The sequence below is a fragment of the Rhizobium sp. BK275 genome, assembly GCF_014193555.1.
GTDB lineage: Bacteria > Pseudomonadota > Alphaproteobacteria > Rhizobiales > Rhizobiaceae > Rhizobium.
Genome location: NZ_JACHZL010000011.1, coordinates 114,048 through 134,436, shown reverse-complemented (window position 1 = coordinate 134,436; position 20,389 = coordinate 114,048). Strand labels below are relative to the sequence as shown.

Here is a 20,389-nt window from a genome sequence, read left to right as displayed (position 1 = left end):
TATCCTCATGCGAGCGCTTCGATCGCCTTGCGCACCGCGTCCTGATCCATCTCGTGAAGGCCGATGACGACGAGGCGCGTGCTGCGCGTTTCGCCCGATGCCCAGGCGCGGTCGAAATACTGGTCGATACGGGCACCCACGGCCTGCAGCTGCAGGCGCATCGGCTTGCCGGAGACGTCGATGAAGCCCTTGAGGCGCAGCACGTCATGCTCGGCAATGATGCCCTTCAGCTTCTCGACGAAACCGGCCGTGTCCGAGATCGCACCAAGCTCGACGACGAAACTGTCGAATTCGTCGTGATCGTGGGGCTCACCGTCCTCATGCTCCAGCTCGTGATGGGACTTGCGGTTGACGACGTCGTCTTCCGTGCCGATGCCGAGGCCGAGCAGCACGCTTGCCGGCACATCGCCATTCCTGGCCTCGATCATCACAGGCTTGCGGGCGATGCGCGAGGCAACCTCGCTCTTCACGCGGCCAAGGCCATCGCTGTCGATGAGATCGGTCTTATTGAGCACGATCAGGTCGGCGCAGGTCAGCTGATCTTCGAAAAGCTCTTCGATCGGGCTTTCATGATCGAGCGATTCATCCTCGACGCGGCGCGCATCGACGGCATCGTGGTCATCGGCAAAACGACCGGCAGCAACGGCGGCACTATCGACGACGGTGATCACGCCATCGACGGTGACTTCGCTACGAATATCCGGCCAGTTGAAGGCGGCCACCAGCGGCTGCGGCAGCGCGAGGCCCGAGGTTTCGATAACGATATGGTCCGGGCGCTGCTCACGCTCCAGAAGCTTGGTCATGGTCGGAATGAAATCGTCGGCGACCGTGCAGCAGATGCAGCCATTGGTGAGTTCGATAATATCGTCCTCGGTGCAGTTTTCCGCCCCGCATCCCTTCAGCACATCGCCATCGACGCCGAGATCGCCGAACTCGTTGATGATGAGCGCGATCTTCTTGCCGCCGGCATTGGCGAGCAGGTTGCGGATCATGGTCGTCTTGCCGGCACCAAGGAAGCCGGTGATGACGGTTGCGGGAATTTTCTGCTGCATGGAACTAACCCTTCATTTTCAGCGGCAGTCCGGCCGCGATGAAATAGACGTCGTCGGCATTTGCCGCGATCATTTGGTGCAACCGGCCGGTATGGTCGCGAAACTCGCGCGCCATGCGGTTCTCAGGCACGATGCCGAGGCCGACTTCATTGGAAACGATGACGAGCCGCGCCTTCGCCCGCGGCAGGAAGGCGGCGAGCGCTGCGGACTGGGCAGCGATATCGCGCCCGTCCATCATCAGGTTGGTGAGCCAGAGCGTCAGGCAGTCGACCAGGATCGCCCTGCCCTCGCCATCGATGGCCGCAAGGCGCTCCGTAAGATCGAGCGGCTCCTCGTGCGTGGTCCAGGAGGGACCGCGATCGGCCTTGTGCTGGTCGATGCGCGCCTGCATCTCGTCGTCCCAGGCGCGGCCGGTGGCGATGTAGTGCCGGTCGAGGCCGCCGGACGTGACAAGGTTTTCGGCGAAACGGGATTTGCCGGAGCGGGCGCCGCCGAGGATGAAGGTGGCGGTCATGACAACACCGCCTGCGGAGGATGGGCGCGGCCCCCTCTGCTTCCCTCATTCCTGTGCTTGTCACAGGAATCCAGCCACGGCGCGTCTGCGCCGTGAATGAATCCATGCCAATGTGAAATGAGTCTATCGTGCCCAAGGACTTGGGCACGCTGGATTCCTGTGACAAGCACAGGAATGAGGGAGGAGAGGAAAGCACGCGCCGGCTGACGTCCAATGACAGGCACCAAGGCTCCATCATTTCGAGCTCCCGGCCAGCGATCTCTTATACGCACCGCCAGAGGCAGCGCTGATTCACATTCTTCAGCCAAAACAACCTCCGTGCTGGCAGCGGGCAAAACACCCAGTTGGGCACTATGCCCGGCACGGACGGCAGGTCTCCTGGCTCGCAGTTGTCGGCCGCGATAGGGGCAACCGTTTCCGGTCGCCCCTGATCGTGCCAGCGGATCTGCCTCGCCTTCCCGGCTGCATCTCGTGAAAAGGCGGACGATTCGTAGAAAGAGAGGCGTCCTGCCCCGGCTGATCACGATGCATTTCCAGTGGCTTTTCCGGCACTTGTTCCACCTCGCCCGCCCGCAGGATGCGGGCCGTCGGCGCGGCAGTCGAAATGCCGGACGGAAGACCCTGACTGCTCTACAGTCGCGGGGTCGGCTGTGATGAAGGCGCCCGGCTTGGGTCCGCCTCGTCACATTCCCTTTTCATCCGGAAGGCGTCAGGCCGATCCGGAACCATCCATTATGTGGTTTCATGGTTAGGCGCGCGCAACCCCCATGTCAATTGCCGCGCACTGTGCCAGAGAGGTTCATCTCTACTTACACTACCAAGATTATCGTGTTTATTCAAAAACTTACGCCATAGAAACTTTACTGCCCGGCCGGTATTTTGCCGCAATTGGCAGGCATGCGAGTGCCGCCTACCACCCTTGACCGCCGCTCCTGTCGCCTAGTTCTCCTATGATGCTCTCCCGAATGGATATCCGCCGCTTCCGGCCCTTCACAACCATTTTCGATTTGGGGCGCCTGCGCGCCCTCGCCAGACAAAGTGAAATGGGCCTGGTCTTTGCCGGCGCGCTGGTCGGCATCGCTGCGGGACTGGCGGTCAGCGCCATGAGTTTCGTGTCCGAGGCAATGCACCGGTTGATCTTCGGCATCGAAACCGAAACACGGCTCAGCGCTTCGCAGATCGACAACCAGTTCCTGCTGATGACGGCGCCTTTCGCAGGCGGCATCCTGCTCGGCATCCTGATCTTCATCCTCGCCAAGTGGCGCAAGAAGCCGCTGGTCGACCCGATCGAGGCCAATGCGCTGCATGGCGGCCGCCTGTCGTTGACCGACAGCATCCTTGTCGCCGTCCAGAACGTCGTCTCCAACGGCTTCGGCGCCTCCGTGGGGCTGGAGGCCGGCTACACGCAGCTTGCCGCCGGCATCGCCTCGAAGTTCGGGCTGAAGCTGCAGCTTCGCCGAGCGGACCTTCGCATCCTCGTCGGTTGCGGTGCAGCCGGTGCCATCGCGGCCGCCTTCAATGCGCCGCTGACCGGCGCCTTTTACGCCTTCGAGCTCATCATCGGCACCTATACCATCGTCTCGCTGACACCGGTCGTCGTGGCAGCCCTCGTCGCCACGCTGGTTGCCCGCCTGCTTGCCGGCAGCGATTTCATCATCGATGTCGGCAGTTTCGGCGCTGTCCAGCCGGCCGATTACGTGCCGGCGATCGCACTCGGCGCCTTCTGCGCCGGCATCGGCATCCTGCTCATGCAGGGCGTCGCCTTCGTCGAGGAACTGGCGCGAAAGAGTTCCGTCCCGCTGCCCTTTCGCCCGGCGCTCGGCGGCATCGTCGTCGGCCTGCTGGCGCTGGTCTCGCCGCAGATTCTGGCCGCCGGACATGGTGCACTGCATCTGAACCTCGCCAACGAAGTGACGATCCCAGCCCTTATCAGCCTGTTTTTGCTGAAATCGGTGGCTTCGGCGGTCTCGATCGGCTCCGGCTTCAGGGGCGGCCTGTTCTTCGCCTCGCTCTTCATGGGCGCCCTGCTCGGCAAGCTCTTTGCCTATTCCGCCCCCTATTTCGCCGATGCGACACTAACGCCCGTGATCTACGCCGTCGTCGGCATGAGTTCGCTTGCCGTCGCCGTCATCGGCGGGCCGCTGACCATGACCTTCCTGGCACTGGAGATTACCGGCGACTTTCCGATCACCGCCCTCGTGCTCGCCGCCGTCATCACCTCCTCACTCGTGGTGCGCACCACCTTCGGCTACTCCTTCGCCACATGGCGCTTTCACCTGCGCGGCGAGAGCATCCGCAGCGCCCATGATGTCGGCTGGATCCGCAACCTGACCGTCGACAAGCTGATGCGATCAGACGTGAAGACCGCAAAACTCGGAATAACGATGGACGCGTTCAAGGAGGCCTTCCCGATCGGCTCGACGCAGCGCGTCATTCTCGTCGAAGACGGCGACAAATATGCCGGTCTCGTGCTCGTGCCGGAAATCTACGCAAACCCCACCAGCGCGCAGGACGAAGCCCAGAATCTTGGTGATTTCATCCGCTATAAAAACGATTTCCTGCAGCCGCAGATGAACGCCAAGCAGGCAGCCGCGATCTTCGACAAGACCGAAAGCGAAGCGCTCGCCGTCGTCAACAACCTCATCGAGCGCAAGGTGATCGGCCAGCTCAGCGAAAGCCACACACTGCGCCGCTACAGCGAAGAACTCGACCGCCGCCGCCGCGAAGTTTCAGGCGAGATTTGAGACATCTGCCGCACGCTGCAGGAGTGAAGGGAGATCTCCCCTCACATCCTGACCGTCATGCCGCCGTCGACGGTCAGGATGTGGCCGTTGACGAAGGAAGCTGCGCCGCTTGCGAGAAACAGCGCCGCGCCGGCGATCTCATCCGGGCGGCCCCAGCGCTGGACCGGGATGCGCTGGCGCACAAAGGGCATCAATTCCTCGTTCGCAGCCATTGCCGCGTTCGTCTCGGTGGCGAACCAGCCGGGCGCAATCGCGTTGCTGGTGATGCCGTGCGGGCCGAATTCGACCGCCATGCCGCGCATCAGGCCGGTAAGGCCCTGCTTGGCCGCCGGATAGACGCAGTCACCGGGCATGACGACATGGCCGCTAATCGAGGTCACCGCGATCAGGCGGCCGTGATTATGCCGCTTCATCAGCACGGCAGCATCCCGCGAAAGCGTCATCGCCGCGGCCAGATCGGTGCGCAACAGTTCGATGATGGCATCGTCGTCGAATTCGGCCAGCGGCCGCCTGTCGCGGGCGCCGACATTGTTGATCAGAATATCGAGACGGCCATGGATCTTTTCGATGTCGGCCATGAGCGCACGCTGAGCCTCTCGGTCGACGATATCGAACGCGGCCGCCTCCGCCGTGCCACCGGCGCCGCGAATGGCCCTTACGGCACCGTCTAGCGTCGCCGCCGTGCGCCCGGTGACGACGACATGCGCGCCGGCCTCGGCCAGTGCGCGTGCCATCTCGAAACCCAGGCCACGGCCGCCGCCGGTCACGAGCGCCACCTGGCCCGCCAGTGAAAATCTATCCAGTATGCTCATGGTTTCATCGCTCTCGACCGGGTGCGTCGGAGCAATAATTAATGGACTGAGTCAACTAATTTGGCAATAGCAGAACGACTCCGATGAACACAGGCCACATCCGCCTAGCCGAGCAGCCCTGCAAGCCAGCGCGGATCGAGATGTTGCTCCAGGCCGCTTGCGACCTCGTCAAGCGCCCGGTCGACACTCTGGCGGTAGTTGCCGCCTTCGCCCGAAAGGCCAAAGCTTTGAAGCAGCCGGGCGCGGTAGGCGTCGCTGCCGAAGAGGCCGTGCAGATAGGTACCCATGATCCGGCCGTCGGCCGAAAGCGCCCCATCCGGTACACCGTCGACGATCGCCGAAGGCCTGATGCAATCCGGCCCGCGGGTCATGCCGAGATGGATCTGGTAGCCGGCAAGCGGCACGTCATATTCGGTCGAGCGGGCCGCACTGTTGCGCACGGTCTTTTCCGGCGCCATCTCGGTCTCGACGTCGAGAAGCGAAAGCCCCGGCATCTCCGCCCTCCCGCCTTCGATACCGAGCGGATCGTGTACCATGCGGCCGAGCATCTGGTAGCCGCCGCAGATGCCGATCACCCGGCCGCCCCGCCTCACATGAGCGGCAAGGTCACGGTCCCATCCCTGCGCCCTGAGATCGCTGAGATCCGATATGGTCGATTTCGAGCCAGGCAGGATGATGAGCCCAGCATCATCAGGCAGCCGCTCGCCTGATCGCACGAAGACAAGCTCGACGTCAGGCTCGGCCCGCAGCGGATCGAGATCGTCGAAATTGGCAATACGCGGCAACACCGGCACGGCAATCTTCAGCGCCCCTCGCTCGCCCTTGGCCAGCCGCTCCAGCACGACGGAATCTTCCGCCGGCAGCCGCCCCGCCACCTTCAGCCAGGGCACGACGCCGAAACAGGGCCAGCCGGTGAACTTGCCGATCGACGTGATCCCGTCGTCGAACAGGCTCGCATCCCCACGGAACTTGTTGATGATATAGCCCGAAATCATCCTGCGATCCTCTTCGGCAAGGATCGCATGGGTGCCGACGAGCGAGGCGATGACCCCGCCGCGGTCGATATCGCCGACGAGAACGACAGGCACATTTGCCCGTGTCGCAAAGCCCATATTGGCGATATCACCGGCCCTGAGATTGATTTCTGCCGGCGAACCCGCCCCCTCGACCACGACGAGATCGGCACCTTCCGACACCTTGGCGAAACTCTCCAGCACGGAAGAGATGAGCTGCGGCTTCAGCCGCTGATAGTCGCGCCCCTTGGCCTGTCCGAACACCCTGCCCTGCACGATGATCTGGCTGCCGTTCTCGGACTGCGGCTTCAGGAGCACCGGGTTCATATGCACTGATGATGGCGTGCGGGCGGCAAGCGACTGCAGCCATTGCGCCCGGCCGATCTCGCCGCCGTCGTCGGAAACCGCCGCATTGTTCGACATGTTCTGTGGCTTGAACGGCCGCACCGTCAGCCCGCGATTGGCCGCCAGCCGGCAAAGCCCGGCCACCAGCACCGTCTTGCCGACATCCGAGCCGGTTCCCTGCAGCATGATGGCTCTGGTCATTAGGGTCTATCCGTGAAGCGTTTCCCGCAGGCCTACAATGAGCGTTGTCGGCGGGTCAACAAGAACCCAGAAATGCGAAAACCGCGATCAGGCCATCAGCCCAACGCGGTTTGCCATAAAACGCTGACGCCTTCACCATTACGCGATGAAGCTCGCTTTCTCCGGGACGCTCTACCTGATCCGGAGAAGCAGCGGTTGTCCCCCGCCGCGTCACAACTGATAACGGCACATTCTTACCGGATGGTTATTGAAAGCGCGCCTTGAAGCGAATTTCGACCTTTTTTGCACTTTTTCTAATTTTTCTCGTGTGAAACCGTTTTCAGCTCTTTCCGCAAGGGCACATTTGCCTCCACCGCCCGCAAGGTCGCACCATCATGAGCGCCGGCATAAATTCTTCGAATTCAATTATTTAGTGGCTAATGGAAGACAGAAAAGAGAGTTGATTTCTTGCCGCAAATCCGTAGGCTTGTTCATCATCAGCCATCGATAGAAATGGCCAGCGACGAGCCGCCGGAAAACCAGACGAACGGCGCCGCAGACAGGAAGGCCCACCGAGCATATTCCGGCCGGGCGATGGGCACCTGAAGCGGCGGAGAGATTTGTCGGCTAATTGCCCCGGTGCATGCACGTTCGATCACATAGAAAATTTCGGGGGACTTATAATGAAGACATTTTTCACGTCGTTCATCCTTGCCGTCTGTCTGTATGCGGGAATTGCGCAAGCCGCCGGATGCGGCAAAGTCTCGATTGCCGAGATGAGGTGGGGTTCCGCCGGCATCGCCGCGAGCTTCGACAAATTCATCCTCGAGAAAGGCTACGGCTGCTCCGTCTCGATTGTCCATGGCGATACGCTGCCGACCTTCGCCTCCATGAATGGCAGGGGCACGCCCGATATCGCCTCGGAATTCTGGACAAAGGCCGTCCAGCCGCAGCTCGATACCGCCATCAAAGAGGGCCGGCTGGTGAAGGGCGCCGAAATTCTTGCCGACGGCGCGATCGAAGGCTGGTACATCCCCAAATTCATCGCCGATGCAAACCCGGATATCGGCTCCGTACGGGATGCGCTGAAGCACCCGGAACTCTTTCCCGATATCGACGCCCCCTCGCACGCCGCCGTCCACAATTGCCCGGAATCCTGGGCCTGCAAGATCTCGACCGGCAATCTCTTCAAGGCGCTCGATGCCGACAAGCTCGGCTTTGCACTGGTCGACAGCCGGACCCCTGAAGATTTCGACGATTCGATTGCCCGCGCCTTCGACAACAAGGTCGGCTGGCTCGGCTATTACTGGTCGCCGACATCGGTCATCGGCAAGTATGACATGAAGCTTCTGGATTTCGGCGTGCCGCACGATCAGGCCGAATGGGACGCCTGCACCTCGGTTCGCGGCTGCGCCAAGCCCAAGGTGAACGCCTATCCAGTGTCGCAGGCCTTCACGCTGATGACCCGGTCCTTTGCCGACCGCGCCGGCCCCGTCATGACCTATCTGAAGGCGCGCAGCTGGGATAACGGGACCATCAGCCAGGTCCTCGCCTGGCAGGATGAAAACGGCGAGGACAACGAAAATGCAGCCCTCTATTTTCTGCAGAATTATGAGGAACTCTGGAGCCGCTGGGTTCCGGCCGATGTAGCCGAGAAGGTCAAGGCCAGTCTATAAACCTTCCGATAACAAGGACTGGACGATTCGTTATGACTGGCACGGTGCCCTTCCCCGATCGCGATACCGTCGCGGAAAAACTCGCGGCGCTCTCGGAAACCGACAAATCCTATCTGTCGCTGCTGATGGAAAATCCGGTGCAGGACGACAACCTGCTCGCGGGCCTCTATCGGCACCTCGATCTCGCCTCCGCCTCGCGCCTTCTCAATTCGCTGAAGCTTGAAACCCTCGGCAAGTGGATCGGCGGAGCTGCGCCCGACCGGCTGCAGATCAGGCTCATGGAGGCGGCGCGTTCCAGCCAGCACCCGGCCTATGCCGCATTCCGGACCGGGCTGACCCGATCCGGCGGTCTGGAAAAAGCCTATCCGGCTTCGAAAATCTGAAAGCAATTATCTCTTCGCTGCGCGATCGACACTGCGGCCGGCATCCTGTGTGGCATTGACGGCATTTGCCGTATCCCTGCCCATGCCACGGATCGTGTTGGCGCAGGAAGAAAGCGCAAGAAGGATCATCAAGGCGGATGCGATTTTACCCGTGGTCGTCATGTGCGAAATCCTTTTATGAAATCAACCCCGAACGGCTGATGCCGTCCGGGCGGGATAACGCGTTCGTGAGCGAAAAGTTCACCGGCTAACCGAATTCAGGCAGCAGCAGCTTTCGATCTTTCGGCGAAGGATGCACGGATGCTGTCCGCGACCGTTTCGATCGGCCCCGTCATCTGCGATACCGTCAAAAGCTGGATATCGAAAGACCCCAGCTCCGGCAGCCCTTCCTGGATGCCGAGGATCGCCATGTCATCGCTGACATAGGAGAGCGGCAGCGGCGCAATGGCGAGATCGGAGACCACGGCGGCGCGCTGCGCCATCGTGTGGGCGCTGAGATAGGCGACGCGATACGGCCGCTTGTTGCGCTCGAGCTGGGTGATCGCTTCCTGCCGCCAGATGCAGCCGTCTTCCCAGATCGAGATCGGCAACGGATCGCGCCGATGCGCCGAACCGCACTTGGCGCCGGCCCAGACGAGCCGTTCGCGATAAACGACTTCGCCATTGGTCGGGAAAGGCCGCGTGGCGCAGTTGATGAGCGCGAGATCGAGGCGCTGCTCCTCCATCCGCTTTTTCAGGCCGATGCTCATGTCGATCGTCACATCGACCATGATGCCCGGATAGGTCTGTGCAAAGCTTTTGAGGACCTGCGGCAGCAGCCGCTCGCCGATATCCTCGGGCGCGCCGAGCCGCACCACGCCGCTGAGCTCGGGCATGATGAAGCGCGATACCGCCTCGTTGGAAAGCGCCAGGATGTTGCGTGCATAGGACAGCAGCATTTCGCCGTGCTGGGTCAGCGTCACCGAGCGCGCATCGCGGCGAAACAGCATCACGCCCAGCTGCTCTTCGAGCTTTTTGATCTGCATGGAAACGGCCGACGGCGTGCGAAACACGGTCTCGGCCGCAGTCGAAAAATTACCGGTCTCTGCAATAGCGACGAAGGTGCGCAGCACGTCATTGTCGAGCAGAGGAATGGGACGGCGAAACGGGATGGTCATCGTCACATCTTTCAATTTTTCTGAATGACCAAGGTTATCATTCCATTTGATTGAAAGTCAATCTGCCCCCTATTTTTGTAGGGCGACCACTATCGAGACTATTTGAGTTCAGCCCTCAGTGCCGAAACGGCTGGTCTTGAAGCTGGTTCCAGCGGCACCAGCCGCACCTGAAGCAACCGTCCTGCCCTCGCCGCCCCCCTTCGGATAGGTGTTGCCGATCATGGCAGGCGCCGTGAGTTCAACTGACGTTTCCGGTGACCGTACCGCCCAGGCAATCAGCGCTCGTGCGGACATCTCGCCGACGCCGCCCGAGACATGCTCCGACGCGGAGACCGGCAACACCGCGATCTGCTCGGCCGTCGGTGCGGGATGGGTCAGCCGGTCGGCGATATCTGATGTATTGGCCGGCTTGCGACCGACGACGAAGCGCGTGAAATCGGCCGGGGCCGGCTGGACGGATGCCAGAACCGGCGCAACCGCGGGCACAGGTGCGGGTGTCTCGCTTTCCACGGCCTCGATTTCAACAGGCCGCAGCACCGGCAGCGGAACGGTCAGTGAGGCAAGATCGGCAAAGGCCCGGTCGGCAACCGCCTTGTCCTCCGGCTTGGCAAGCTGCGGCGCCAGTCCGATCTCGGCCCGCTTCTGCGGCGTCGGCAGCATGGCGGTGACAAGGCTTCCGGTCACGACGGGATCAGGTGCCTTCACAGGTGCTGCGCGTGCCGTCAGCAGGGCCGGTGCCGCTGCCTTTGGCGTTACGGGCGCATCGTCATCCTCATCCTCACTTGCGGCAATCTCTATCGGCGCGGAGCGGATGCCCTTCTTGCGCTCGGCAAGCGCCACCTGATAGCCCGGCAGCGGACGTCCGTCCGCCGGCAGGTGGATGGTACGTCCGTCTGGGAACAGCCGCGCCAGCTCCTGGCGCGACATGCGCGGCCAGGCGCGCACATTGCCGACATCGAGATGCACGAAAGGCGAACCCGATGTCGGATAATAGCCGACGCCGCCGACCTGCATCTGCATGGCAAGCGCGCGCAGCGTCGCAAGCTTGACGCCCGGAATATAGAAATCCATCGCCTTGCCGAGCATATGCTGGCTGCGCTTGGCGACACCTGTATTCCGCGAACGGTTGCGCAGCATGTTGTTGGTTGCCGGCGAGCGATAGGCGGAGACGACGTGGATCGTCTCCTTCGCCCCGCTCTTGCGATAGACTTCCCAGACGAGGTCGAGCAGCCGCGGGTCCATCTTCGCCGGCTCGTTACGGCGCCAATCGCGCAGAAAACGGTTGATCTGGTTGAGGCCGCGCTGGTCGTATTTGCCGTTGCGCTTGAACACGATCGTCGCCCGCTCGCCCGTATGCGTGAAGTAGAGTTTCAGCGCCCTGTCTTCGGCCGCCGCCTCGCCCGATCCGGCAATGACCGCAAAGAAGAAGGCCGCAGCAATCGCCATGCGATGGGCAACGACAGACAAAAGCCACGCAGAGGCGGTCGTCGGGATGGCGGCGATGGCTTGATGAAGGGACACAGGCTTCGTCCTTGGCGCGAGACACGAAAACATCACAGGCACGGCACACGTGCGCGGCGTTAAGCCTTCATTATGGTCAACAGATCCTTAAGAGGGGGTTTATGAGCTACGGACTTATGAGGCGCTGTTTCAAGGAGATGCCGTCTTACGGTTCTCCAGTTGCGCTGGCAGCGAGAAGTTCGCCATAATTATCTTGCTTGAGCAGCCATGATCTTCGACGGGAACCCTCGCAAAGCGAGACGAGATCGCATAGTTTCGACGGATCATTATCATCGAAACAGGCCTAAGTTTGTATACCGAAATAGCCATCGTCATCCTCCTCACCATTCTCAACGGCGTCCTGGCGATGTCGGAGCTCGCAATCGTCTCCGCCCGCCCGGCACGCCTCAGGGTTATGGCAGACCAGGGAAGCAGGGGAGCGCGACTGGCGCTGCGCCTCGCCGAGGATCCCGGCCGTTTCCTGTCGACGGTTCAGATCGGCATCACCCTTGTCGGCGTCCTGTCAGGTGCCTTCTCGGGTGCGACGCTCGGCGCGCGGTTCTCCGCCTGGCTTCTGGCGCAGGGGCTTCCCAATGCTTGGGCGGACGGGCTTGGCGTCGGTACGGTCGTCGTGGCGATCACCTATCTCTCCCTCATCATCGGCGAGCTGGTGCCCAAGCAGATGGCCCTTCGCGCGCCGGAAGCCGTCGCCGCCAGGGTCGCACCGACCATGACCTATCTGTCGAAGGCGGCCCTCCCCCTCGTCTGGCTGCTCGACGGCTCCGGCAAACTCGTTCTCACCCTGCTCGGCCAGTCCGGAAAGAACGCCGATGGCGTCACCGACGAGGAGATCAAGACGGTACTCGCCGAAGCCCAGAGCGCCGGCGTGATCGAAAGCGGCGAATCCGCCATGATCACCGGCGTCATGCGCCTTGCCGACAGAACGGCGCGCGCGCTGATGACGCCGCGGCGCGATGTCGAGCTTGTCGATATCGAGGATTCGGCCGAGGAGATCCGCAAGACCATCCAGTCGACCGCGCGAACGCGACTGCCGGCCCGCAAGGGCAGCTCCGACGAGGTTCTCGGCGTTCTCGCCGTCAAGGATTATTACGATGCCCTTGCGGCCAGCCGGACGGTCGACATCATGACGCTGGTCCACGATGTTCCGATCATCTCGGACCTCGCTCCCGCCTCATCGGTGATCGAATCCATCCGCAAGTCGTCGCAGCATATGGTCCTGGTTTTTGACGAATACGGCCACTTCGAGGGTGTGATCACGTCAGGCGACATCCTCGAATCGATCATGGGCGTTTTCGGCAACGCGGCCTCCGGCGAGGAACCGGCGATCAAGCGACGCGAGGATGGATCCTATCTGGTTTCCGGATGGACGCCGATCGACGAGTTTTCGGAATTCATGAACTTCCCCGTTGATGAAGACGTCGAATACCAGACCGTCGCCGGTCTCGTTCTGGAAGAACTGAAGCACCTGCCCGAGCTCGGGGAAACCTTCGTCAAGAACGACTGGAAATTCGAGGTGATCGACCTCGACGGGCGGCGCGTCGACAAACTGCTCGTCAGTGCGCTGACGAAAGACGAGGCACGGGCGGAGAACTGATCGGCGCGATCAGGGCCGGGATGCGGCCGGCTTGGCAGCCTTGCCCCTACTCGCGGTCCGACGTGCCATTCTCAGGCTTGCGCCCCATATCTTTCGTTCTGAGCAGCAATCAGGGCCGAACAACAATCAGGGAATATCCATGTCCGCCACCACCCACGACGCAGACCGGCCCCATGCAGGCCAGCAAAAGTTTGCGGCCCTGCTGCTCGGGGCGATCGGCGTAGTCTATGGAGATATCGGGACGAGCCCGCTCTATGCCTTCCGCGAAGCGCTGCGACCCTTCGTCCATGACGGCGTCACCCCAAACGAGGTCATCGGGCTGATCTCGTTGATGATCTGGACGCTGACGATCATCGTCACGTTCAAATACGTGCTGTTTCTGCTGAGGGCAGACAACGAGGGCGAAGGCGGAACCCTTTCCCTGCTGGCCCTCCTCATGAAAAAGACCAGCCGGCATGCGACCGTCTTTTTCTTCGCAGGCATCATTGGTGCCGCGCTTTTCATCGGCGACGCCATGATCACCCCTGCCTTATCGGTGCTGTCGGCGCTCGAAGGGCTGAAGCTCGTAACCCCGGTCTTCACCCCCTATGTCCTGCCGATCGCCGTCGCGATCATGCTGCTGCTGTTTTTCGTCCAGTCGGTCGGCACCGCGTCCGTGTCGAAGCTCTTCGGCCCGATAACGCTGCTGTGGTTTCTCGTGATGGGGTTTGGCGGACTTGTCCATATCGCCGACGATCCCGCGATTTTCGCAGCACTCAATCCGCTCTACGCCTTCGACTTCATCACGCATGCCGGTCTTGTCGGCCTCGTTGTCCTCGGCGCCGTCTTCCTCACCGTGACGGGCGCGGAGGCGCTTTATGCCGACCTGGGCCATTTCGGCAGGAAACCGATCCAGGCGGCTTGGTTCGTCGTGGTCTTCCCGTCGCTTGCGCTGAACTATCTCGGCCAGGGCGGGCTGGTGCTTGCCAACCCACAGGCTGCGTCCGATCCGTTCTTCCTGATGTTTCCGGAATGGGCGATCCTTCCTGTGGTCATTCTCGCCACGGCAGCCACCATCATCGCCAGCCAGGCGGTCATCACCGGGGCGTTCTCGCTTGCCCGCCAGGCGATCCATCTCGGCTTCCTTCCGCGGCTGGAGATCTGCTTCACCTCTGCCTCCAACACCGGCCAGATCTATGTCCCGGCGGTGAATATGGCACTGCTGTTTGGCGTACTTACTCTGATCTTCGCATTCGGCTCCTCCGAGGCCCTTGCCACCGCCTACGGAATTTCGGTCACGGGTGCGATGGTCGTCACGACGATCCTGTCCTTCCAGTTTCTCCGCGTCGTCTGGGGATGGAACGTGGCCACGGCACTGGCGGCACTCCTGCCGCTCCTCGTGCTTGAAAGCATCTTCCTGGGCGCGAACCTCCTGAAGATCCACGATGGCGGCTATGTCCCGATCCTGATTGCCGGCGCGCTGATGGTGATGATGTGGACCTGGAAGAAGGGAACCCTGCTGGTGCGCGAGAAATCCGCAAGGAGCGACATACCCCTGATGCAATTCCTTGCGTCGATCGAACGAAAGTCGGATCATGCTCCCGCCCAGGTCCCCGGAACTGCGATCTTCCTGACCAGCCTTCCCGACATGACACCCGGCGTGCTCCTGCACAATCTGAAGCACAATCGCGTTCTCCATGCGCGTAACGTCATCCTCAACGTGAAGACCGCGCCGCGCCCCTATGTGCCGGAAACGGAGCGGGTGACAATCGAAAGGCTGTCGGAGCGCTTCATCAAGATCCAGCTCCTGTTCGGCTTCATGGAAGATCAGGACGTCTCCAAGGCCCTGCCGCTCTGCCGCAAGGCGGGCTTCGACTTCGAGATCATGTCGACCTCGTTCTACCTCGGCAGGCGCAAGCTCGTCGGCGATCCGAACACCGGCCTTCCGGCCTGGCAGGACCGGCTCTTCATCGCCATGGCCGGCTTCGCCATCGACCCCTCGGACTATTTCCAGCTTCCCAGCAACCGCGTGGTGGAACTCGGAGAGCAGATGGTGATTTGAGGGCTCTACAGCGGCGTCAGATCGTTAGCGCTGCGAATAAACTCCAAAAGTTCACTGATTCTCAGTTTGAGATCTAGGATGGAAAGATCAGCTTTGCCTTCGCACACGGCCTTGGCAACCCTTACTTTGTCCACATCCTTTTGAAGCATGTCTTCTGCAGACGAACCTCCTTTCCCCCTGGCTTTTGGTGCCTTGCGCCAGAAGTAAAGTGCGTGATCGAATTGGCCGCTACCGTCGGCTTTATCGTAGACATCGCCGTATACACCGGCAACGGCACGTTGAAGTGCTTGGTGATCGATGTAGTTTTCGATCTCCCTGCCTTTTGTTATCCAGCAAAACCCCTTCCCCTTGCTGATTTCGCTCTGGAGGCGGACCTTCGTTGCGTTGACGCTATTTTTCGCGCTACCTTTATCGCTGTCCATTATCAGTGCGAGATTTTGATTGAGCGAACGAAGTGCGATGAACTCGTTTATTTCGTCGGCCTCAGCGCTTAGGTGACTCAAGAGGCGCCCACCGTAGAACATAATTGAGTAGTGTATACCCTCAATCAACTTCTGTTCGTCCTTCCCCACCGCGGCTTTGATCCAGTGATTGAGGTATATGCGGTCAGAAGGGCCTTCAACCCAGATTACAGCATTAGACTGAACAATGTCCGATGCCTTGTACCCCAAGTCGATGCAGATCTCATGTCGTTGGCTTCTCAGAATACTTTCCGAGATTCTCGTTTGATCTCCGTCATTTGCGACATGAAAAATAGCGGCACCCGGAGTGTCGATAAAGCTCGCGGAGTGAGTGGCGACGAAGTACTGATTCTTTGTATACTCCCCCAAATACTTCATAAGTTTTCTCTGCAGTATGGGGTGAAGATGTATCTCCGGCTCTTCCATGCAAATTATTTGATTGTCAAATAATGTGCAGAACGACGCAATCATCACCACCTCATGTATACCGGTACCTAAGGACGAAAGAGGGAGAACCTTGTTATCCATGTGCACTAAAATGTGCTGACGATTATGAGGCACCTCGATGGTCGCGTCTTTCCTGTCCGTAACGCTCCGCAGGAATAAGTTGATTTTGTCGAATAGTAGTCGGTCCGCACGTTTATCGTGGTCTGGGCTCTGAACTTCAGCCAATCTATCAATCAGTCCCTGGCCGCTAAGGTCAATAAGCTCGACACCAGTTTGGCCGATTTGACGTTTTGCAGGGATTATTCGCGTGTTGGGCAGCTCAAGCGTCTGCGCAGCAAGAAGGCTTTTAATCGTTTCGGGCACCCAATTTTGGGAAATGCTTCCGCCGCTCTGACCGGTCAACGCCGTCCAAAGATTGTACCATTCCTGCGATGTGAGAACATCCGGGTTTACGGGTTTACCCGCCGCTAACGACGCACCGGCTTGATTTGCACTCGGCCTCAGCCAAACTACGTCGTTATCCGCAAAACTCGTCGCAACCTTCGTGAAGCTTGGCCAGAATTGTGCAGGAAGTTGGGTATGCAGCTTGCGGACAGCATCCATAAAAACATCTATGGGAAGACCGACGGCTGCCTCAATCGAGCCGGTCTTAGCGCCTCGGAACCGTTCGATAGGTGTCGTCGCACTGCCCTCAATTTCATTATCACCTCGATATGGCAGGTACTTGGAGATGAAGTTAAGGACCGTGGACTTTCCAGCGTTATTCGTTCCAATGAAAAAGTTGAAATCGCGAAAGTCCCTCAGCTTTTGCGCCTCGCTACCAATACCTCGATAAAACTTGAGCGATAGTGCATGCAAAAAGACCGTCATATTGTTTCCTTTAAAGATTGTATGCCTACCTCGGCAAAGGCCACCGAGCCAGCCTTACCCTTTAAAGTCGAAGAAGAGATAAACGCCACACGCACCTTTCTCCGTCTATCTTTCAATTTCTCTGAACCTAAAGCCCAGTTCATTTCATTTGTTTGAACTGCCCTGAGTACCTATATTTTAGTTGTAACGATGAGGCTGAAGAAAAGGAGGCCGGTCATGTTGCAGACAGTAGGCTTCAATATCCTCCAGGCTTTTTTCGCCTTCCGCGCACGCATGTTTCGGGTGGCGGCACGTGAGCATATCAGGCAGGAAATGAAGCATTATCCGTCGCATCTCGCGGCCGATATCGGCGCACTGCCCGCTCTCGACGAGCAGCAGCGATAGTTCAAAATCGCTTATGGTACTTATAAAATCTATTCGTTTGAATGATGGGTGCCGTAAGCGCATATTTCATCTCGAGGATACGGTAATCCCGTGTCCCGCAAGGAAAGGAAACGGCAATGACCTCGATGACCTACAGAGATGGCGGCAAGGGTCTGTCATCCTACGGCAGACATTCTTCGCTTGGTTCCTATGCCGACAGGCTCGTGCGTGCATGGCGCCGCTGGCAGACGGAACGCCAGATCGAATCCATGCCCCTCGACATCCGCAAGGATATCGGCTGGCCGAGCGCCGATGAGAGCGGCAAAGACCGCACCCATTAAGAACAGGGCTCGTGAATGCAACCATATGCAATGAATGCGACATACCTCCCAAGCTAAAGGCGGTGCCTGCCCCATGCAGCACCGCCTTTTTCATATCCGTCGCCTGCCTTTTCCCCAGTGAATTTCACAGCACTACCGGCCCGCAGCGACGCCTTTTGCTCCGCTCGCGCCGCAAATTGTGGCCAATGTCGCAGATTTGCTCTTCCTAGCCGCATTTATCCATGCCAGTGTCGCTTTTGGAACATCGGAACGACGCATTCCACGCGACCAATATGCAGTCGCCCTCGAGCATGGATTTTCCAATGAACAAGATGCAGCTCAAGAAACGTTCCGTAGTCTTCTTCATGGTTCCTCAGTTCACCATGCTGCCCTTTTCGGCGGCGGTGGATACCCTGCGTATCGCAAACCGCATGCTCGGCTATCAGGCCTATACATGGCGCCTGAGTTCCGTCGACGGCGAAAAGGTCTATTCCTCCTGCGGCATCGGCGTGGAGGCCAATTCGTCGCTTGCCGAAGAGCGCCGCCATCTGGGCGGCGAAAACCGGCCCGGGATGGTGCTCGTCTGTTCCGGCATCGATGTCGAGACCTTCAACAACAAGTCCGTCAATGCCTGGCTGCGGGAATCCTACAATCGCGGCGTCGCCGTCGGTTCGCTCTGTACGGGCGCGCATGTGCTTGCCCAGGCGGGTCTCCTGAACGGCAAGCGCTGCGCGATCCACTGGGAAAACCTGCCGGGCTTCTCCGAGGCCTTCCCGCAGGTCGAGGTCTATGCCGATCTCTATGAGGTCGACAACAATCTCTATACCTGCGCCGGCGGCACGGCCTCGCTCGACATGATGCTGAACCTCGTTGGCGAGGATTTCGGCGAAAGCCTCGTCAACCGCATCTGCGAGCAGCACCTGACCGATCGCGTGCGCAACCCGCACGACCGCCAGCGGCTGCCGCTGCGTGCCCGCCTCGGCGTGCAGAACGCCAAGGTCCTGTCGATCATCGAGCTGATGGAAGGCAATCTCGCCGAGCCGCTGTCACTGCTGGAGATCGCCGAAGGCGCCGGCCTGTCGCGCCGCCAGATCGAGCGCCTCTTCCGCCAGGAAATGGGCCGGTCGCCAGCCCGCTACTACCTGGAAATCCGCCTCGACCGCGCCCGTCACCTGCTGGTCCAGTCCTCCATGCCGGTCGTCGAAGTGGCCGTCGCCTGCGGCTTCGTCTCCGCCTCGCACTTCTCCAAGTGTTATCGCGAACTCTACCAGCGCTCGCCGCAGCAGGAGCGCGCCGATCGCAAGATGACCATGGCGACAGCCCGTCAGCAGGCGGTGGCGGCCTGAGGCTGGCATACAGTTGGCAATGCAGAAAGGCGGCTCACTGAGCCGCCTTTGATATTCTGACTAGGGCACCAAACTCTCTTCGTCATACTCGGGCTTGTCCCGAGTATCTGCTACCGTCCAATATCTTGGTATGTCGCAGATCCTCGGCACAAGGCCGAGGATGACGCCAAGCGGCGAAAGGCGCGCATCAAGGGCGCCCTTACTGCGCCGCCTCCTCCGTCATCTTGGCGTCGGAATAGACAAGGTTTCGCCCCTTGTGCTTGGCCATGTAGAGGAACTGGTCTGCCGCGTTCAGATAGTTCTCGAAGGTCTCGTAACCGGTGATCTCGGCCAATCCGATTGACACCGTCACCGACAATTCCTCGTCATCGGCCGTCACTCTCAAGCGGGAAATCTCCGAGCGAATCTCATCGCAAAGCTTGGTGGCGGCCAGCGAATCCATCTGCGGGAAGAGAATGGCGAATTCCTCGCCGCCGAGGCGCGAGAGAAGATTGTCGCTGCCTTCGAAGATCGCCTGCAGCCTGTCTGCGACAGCCCTCAGCACCTTGTCGCCGATCTCGTGGCCATAAGTGTCGTTCAGCCGTTTGAAATGGTCGATGTCGAGAATGGCGACCGCGCTCGACATTTTCAGTCGCAGGCATTCGTTCACCAGCTTCGGGCCGTTGTCGTAGAAATAGCGGCGGTTATAGAGGCCGGTCAGGTAGTCGCAGGCCGCCGCCGCCCGCAGCTGCTTCATCTGCGTCAGCGTCTCCACATTGTTGGCAATGCGGCACTGCAGCTCTTCGGCGACGAACGGCCGGTAGACGAAGTCGCTGGCGCCGGCCTTCAGGAAACTTGCCGACAGCATGCGGTCGTTCGAGGAGGAAACGCCGATGACGCGCATCTTGTCCGAACCGAACCGGTGGCGGATGCGCCGCGTCAGCTCATAGCCGCTCATATCGGGCATATGATGATCGGTGACGACGAGCTCGATATCGCTGTAGGCCTCGAGTGCCGCGATCGCCTCAAGCCCGGAATTGGCTTCGACGACCATATATTGCTGGGCTTTCAGGAGATCGACGAGTACCTGGCGCGCCGAGGGCACGTCATCGACGACGAGCACCCGGGTCTTGCGGTTCATGATCGCCCGGCGCACGGTCGCGACCAGATTGTCGAGCGCGAACTCGTTATCCTTCAGCACATAGTCGATGACATTGCGCTCGAGGATGCGGGCGCGGGTATTGAGATCGAAGGTCGCGGTAAAGACGATGGCCGGAATATCGTGCTCGATCGTGCAGTCGAGCGCCTCGCCATAGGGTGCGTCAGGCAGGTTCAGGTCAACGACGGCCATGCTGTAACCGTGCCCGTCCTGCGAGAGCTCTTCACGTAACGCCTTCAGCGAGGAACAGCAAACAACGCTGAGGTTGAGCTCGGTCTGGAACCGATGGCAGAGCACGGCAGAAAACATTCGGGAATCCTCAACCAGAAGTATGCGGATTCCTCCGAACCGAGGACCTGCATTCTCCCGCTGAAAATCCCTCTGGAATGTCACGGCTACCTACCCCTCCACA

General features: G+C 60.2%; 17 protein-coding genes and 1 riboswitch. Of the genes, 8 read left to right on the top strand and 9 right to left on the bottom strand.

Annotated elements, in window-relative coordinates; all coding sequences use genetic code 11:
• Positions 1-5: 5 nt before the first annotated feature.
• Positions 6-1,052: a cobalamin biosynthesis protein CobW gene (gene cobW / locus FHT82_RS28620; RefSeq protein WP_183736089.1), complete on the bottom strand. Its 1,047-nt coding sequence runs from the start codon at positions 1,050-1,052 to the stop codon at positions 6-8.
• A gap of 4 nt (positions 1,053-1,056) precedes the next feature.
• Positions 1,057-1,566: a bifunctional adenosylcobinamide kinase/adenosylcobinamide-phosphate guanylyltransferase gene (gene cobU, locus FHT82_RS28615; protein WP_183736088.1), complete on the bottom strand. Its 510-nt coding sequence runs from the start codon at positions 1,564-1,566 to the stop codon at positions 1,057-1,059.
• A gap of 350 nt (positions 1,567-1,916) precedes the next feature.
• A riboswitch (cobalamin riboswitch) is annotated at positions 1,917-2,311 on the bottom strand.
• Between the two features lie 208 nt (positions 2,312-2,519).
• Between cobU and FHT82_RS28610 the strand changes: the two genes are divergently transcribed.
• The gene (locus FHT82_RS28610) at positions 2,520-4,310 is read left to right on the top strand and encodes a chloride channel protein (protein WP_183736135.1); all 1,791 of its coding nucleotides are present in this window, start codon (positions 2,520-2,522) and stop codon (positions 4,308-4,310) included.
• Between the two features lie 41 nt (positions 4,311-4,351).
• Here the strand turns inward: FHT82_RS28610 and FHT82_RS28605 are convergent, their stop codons facing one another.
• Together FHT82_RS28605 and FHT82_RS28600 are read right to left on the bottom strand one after the other, a co-directional pair.
• Positions 4,352-5,122 carry an SDR family oxidoreductase gene (locus FHT82_RS28605; RefSeq protein ID WP_183736087.1) on the bottom strand — a complete coding sequence of 257 codons (771 nt, stop codon included), beginning with the start codon at positions 5,120-5,122 and terminating at the stop codon, positions 4,352-4,354.
• A gap of 104 nt (positions 5,123-5,226) precedes the next feature.
• Positions 5,227-6,681, bottom strand: a complete 1,455-nt coding sequence (locus FHT82_RS28600; RefSeq protein ID WP_183736086.1) for a cobyric acid synthase — start codon at positions 6,679-6,681, stop codon at positions 5,227-5,229.
• A gap of 662 nt (positions 6,682-7,343) precedes the next feature.
• Between FHT82_RS28600 and FHT82_RS28595 the strand changes: the two genes are divergently transcribed.
• Both FHT82_RS28595 and FHT82_RS28590 read left to right on the top strand, forming a co-directional pair.
• A complete protein-coding gene (locus FHT82_RS28595; protein ID WP_183736085.1) occupies positions 7,344-8,336 on the top strand; it encodes a glycine betaine ABC transporter substrate-binding protein in 993 nt (330 codons plus the stop codon).
• 32 nt (positions 8,337-8,368) lie between these two features.
• Entirely contained in the window at positions 8,369-8,719 is a 351-nt protein-coding gene (locus FHT82_RS28590; protein ID WP_183736084.1) for a hypothetical protein, read from the top strand.
• A 6-nt stretch (positions 8,720-8,725) separates the two neighbouring features.
• Here FHT82_RS28590 and FHT82_RS28585 read toward each other — a convergent pair whose 3' ends face one another.
• The 3 genes from FHT82_RS28585 to FHT82_RS28575 all read right to left on the bottom strand — a co-directional run bounded on the left by FHT82_RS28585 (position 8,726) and on the right by FHT82_RS28575 (position 11,397).
• Positions 8,726-8,881, bottom strand: a complete 156-nt coding sequence (locus FHT82_RS28585) for an entericidin A/B family lipoprotein (protein ID WP_112569658.1) — start codon at positions 8,879-8,881, stop codon at positions 8,726-8,728.
• Between the two features lie 95 nt (positions 8,882-8,976).
• Complete coding sequence (locus FHT82_RS28580) at positions 8,977-9,876, bottom strand: LysR family transcriptional regulator (protein ID WP_183736083.1); 900 nt, start codon at positions 9,874-9,876, stop codon at positions 8,977-8,979.
• Between the two features lie 108 nt (positions 9,877-9,984).
• Positions 9,985-11,397, bottom strand: coding sequence for a DUF882 domain-containing protein (locus FHT82_RS28575; protein WP_183736082.1), 1,413 nt, complete (start codon positions 11,395-11,397; stop codon positions 9,985-9,987).
• Positions 11,398-11,686: 289 nt separating this feature from the next.
• On the opposite strand from FHT82_RS28575, the gene FHT82_RS28570 reads away from it, so the two are divergent.
• Positions 11,687-12,991 (top strand): hemolysin family protein, encoded by a 1,305-nt coding sequence (locus FHT82_RS28570; protein WP_183736081.1) that lies wholly within the window; start codon positions 11,687-11,689, stop codon positions 12,989-12,991.
• Between the two features lie 139 nt (positions 12,992-13,130).
• Positions 13,131-15,032 (top strand): potassium transporter Kup, encoded by a 1,902-nt coding sequence (locus tag FHT82_RS28565; protein ID WP_183736080.1) that lies wholly within the window; start codon positions 13,131-13,133, stop codon positions 15,030-15,032.
• Positions 15,033-15,037: 5 nt separating this feature from the next.
• Here the strand turns inward: FHT82_RS28565 and FHT82_RS28560 are convergent, their stop codons facing one another.
• Positions 15,038-16,810, bottom strand: coding sequence for an AAA family ATPase (locus FHT82_RS28560; protein WP_183736079.1), 1,773 nt, complete (start codon positions 16,808-16,810; stop codon positions 15,038-15,040).
• A gap of 216 nt (positions 16,811-17,026) precedes the next feature.
• Here FHT82_RS28560 and FHT82_RS28555 point away from each other — a divergent pair, with 216 nt between their 5' ends.
• The 3 genes from FHT82_RS28555 (at position 17,027) to FHT82_RS28545 (ending at position 18,839) form a co-directional block, all read left to right on the top strand.
• Positions 17,027-17,194, top strand: coding sequence for a hypothetical protein (locus FHT82_RS28555; RefSeq protein ID WP_183736078.1), 168 nt, complete (start codon positions 17,027-17,029; stop codon positions 17,192-17,194).
• Between the two features lie 116 nt (positions 17,195-17,310).
• Entirely contained in the window at positions 17,311-17,514 is a 204-nt protein-coding gene (locus tag FHT82_RS28550) for a hypothetical protein (protein ID WP_183736077.1), read from the top strand.
• 302 nt (positions 17,515-17,816) lie between these two features.
• The gene (locus tag FHT82_RS28545) at positions 17,817-18,839 is read left to right on the top strand and encodes a GlxA family transcriptional regulator (RefSeq protein WP_183736076.1); all 1,023 of its coding nucleotides are present in this window, start codon (positions 17,817-17,819) and stop codon (positions 18,837-18,839) included.
• Between the two features lie 199 nt (positions 18,840-19,038).
• Here the strand turns inward: FHT82_RS28545 and FHT82_RS28540 are convergent, their stop codons facing one another.
• Positions 19,039-20,370 carry a diguanylate cyclase gene (locus FHT82_RS28540; protein WP_183736075.1) on the bottom strand — a complete coding sequence of 444 codons (1,332 nt, stop codon included), beginning with the start codon at positions 20,368-20,370 and terminating at the stop codon, positions 19,039-19,041.
• Positions 20,371-20,389 lie beyond the last annotated feature (19 nt).

What these genes read in the sequence shown, in the direction of transcription:
- FHT82_RS28555 (WP_183736078.1), top strand. Translation starts at nt 17,027, where the DNA reads ATGTTGCAGACAGTAGGCTTCAATATCCTCCAGGCTTTTTTCGCCTTC.
- FHT82_RS28565 (WP_183736080.1), top strand. Translation starts at nt 13,131, where the DNA reads ATGTCCGCCACCACCCACGACGCAGACCGGCCCCATGCAGGCCAGCAA.
- FHT82_RS28605 (WP_183736087.1), bottom strand. Translation starts at nt 5,122, where the DNA reads ATGAGCATACTGGATAGATTTTCACTGGCGGGCCAGGTGGCGCTCGTG.
- cobU (WP_183736088.1), bottom strand. Translation starts at nt 1,566, where the DNA reads ATGACCGCCACCTTCATCCTCGGCGGCGCCCGCTCCGGCAAATCCCGT.
- FHT82_RS28585 (WP_112569658.1), bottom strand. Translation starts at nt 8,881, where the DNA reads ATGACGACCACGGGTAAAATCGCATCCGCCTTGATGATCCTTCTTGCG.
- FHT82_RS28595 (WP_183736085.1), top strand. Translation starts at nt 7,344, where the DNA reads ATGAAGACATTTTTCACGTCGTTCATCCTTGCCGTCTGTCTGTATGCG.
- FHT82_RS28560 (WP_183736079.1), bottom strand. Translation starts at nt 16,810, where the DNA reads ATGACGGTCTTTTTGCATGCACTATCGCTCAAGTTTTATCGAGGTATT.
- FHT82_RS28590 (WP_183736084.1), top strand. Translation starts at nt 8,369, where the DNA reads ATGACTGGCACGGTGCCCTTCCCCGATCGCGATACCGTCGCGGAAAAA.
- cobW (WP_183736089.1), bottom strand. Translation starts at nt 1,052, where the DNA reads ATGCAGCAGAAAATTCCCGCAACCGTCATCACCGGCTTCCTTGGTGCC.
- FHT82_RS28600 (WP_183736086.1), bottom strand. Translation starts at nt 6,681, where the DNA reads ATGACCAGAGCCATCATGCTGCAGGGAACCGGCTCGGATGTCGGCAAG.
- FHT82_RS28545 (WP_183736076.1), top strand. Translation starts at nt 17,817, where the DNA reads ATGAACAAGATGCAGCTCAAGAAACGTTCCGTAGTCTTCTTCATGGTT.
- FHT82_RS28610 (WP_183736135.1), top strand. Translation starts at nt 2,520, where the DNA reads ATGCTCTCCCGAATGGATATCCGCCGCTTCCGGCCCTTCACAACCATT.
- FHT82_RS28580 (WP_183736083.1), bottom strand. Translation starts at nt 9,876, where the DNA reads ATGACCATCCCGTTTCGCCGTCCCATTCCTCTGCTCGACAATGACGTG.
- FHT82_RS28550 (WP_183736077.1), top strand. Translation starts at nt 17,311, where the DNA reads ATGACCTCGATGACCTACAGAGATGGCGGCAAGGGTCTGTCATCCTAC.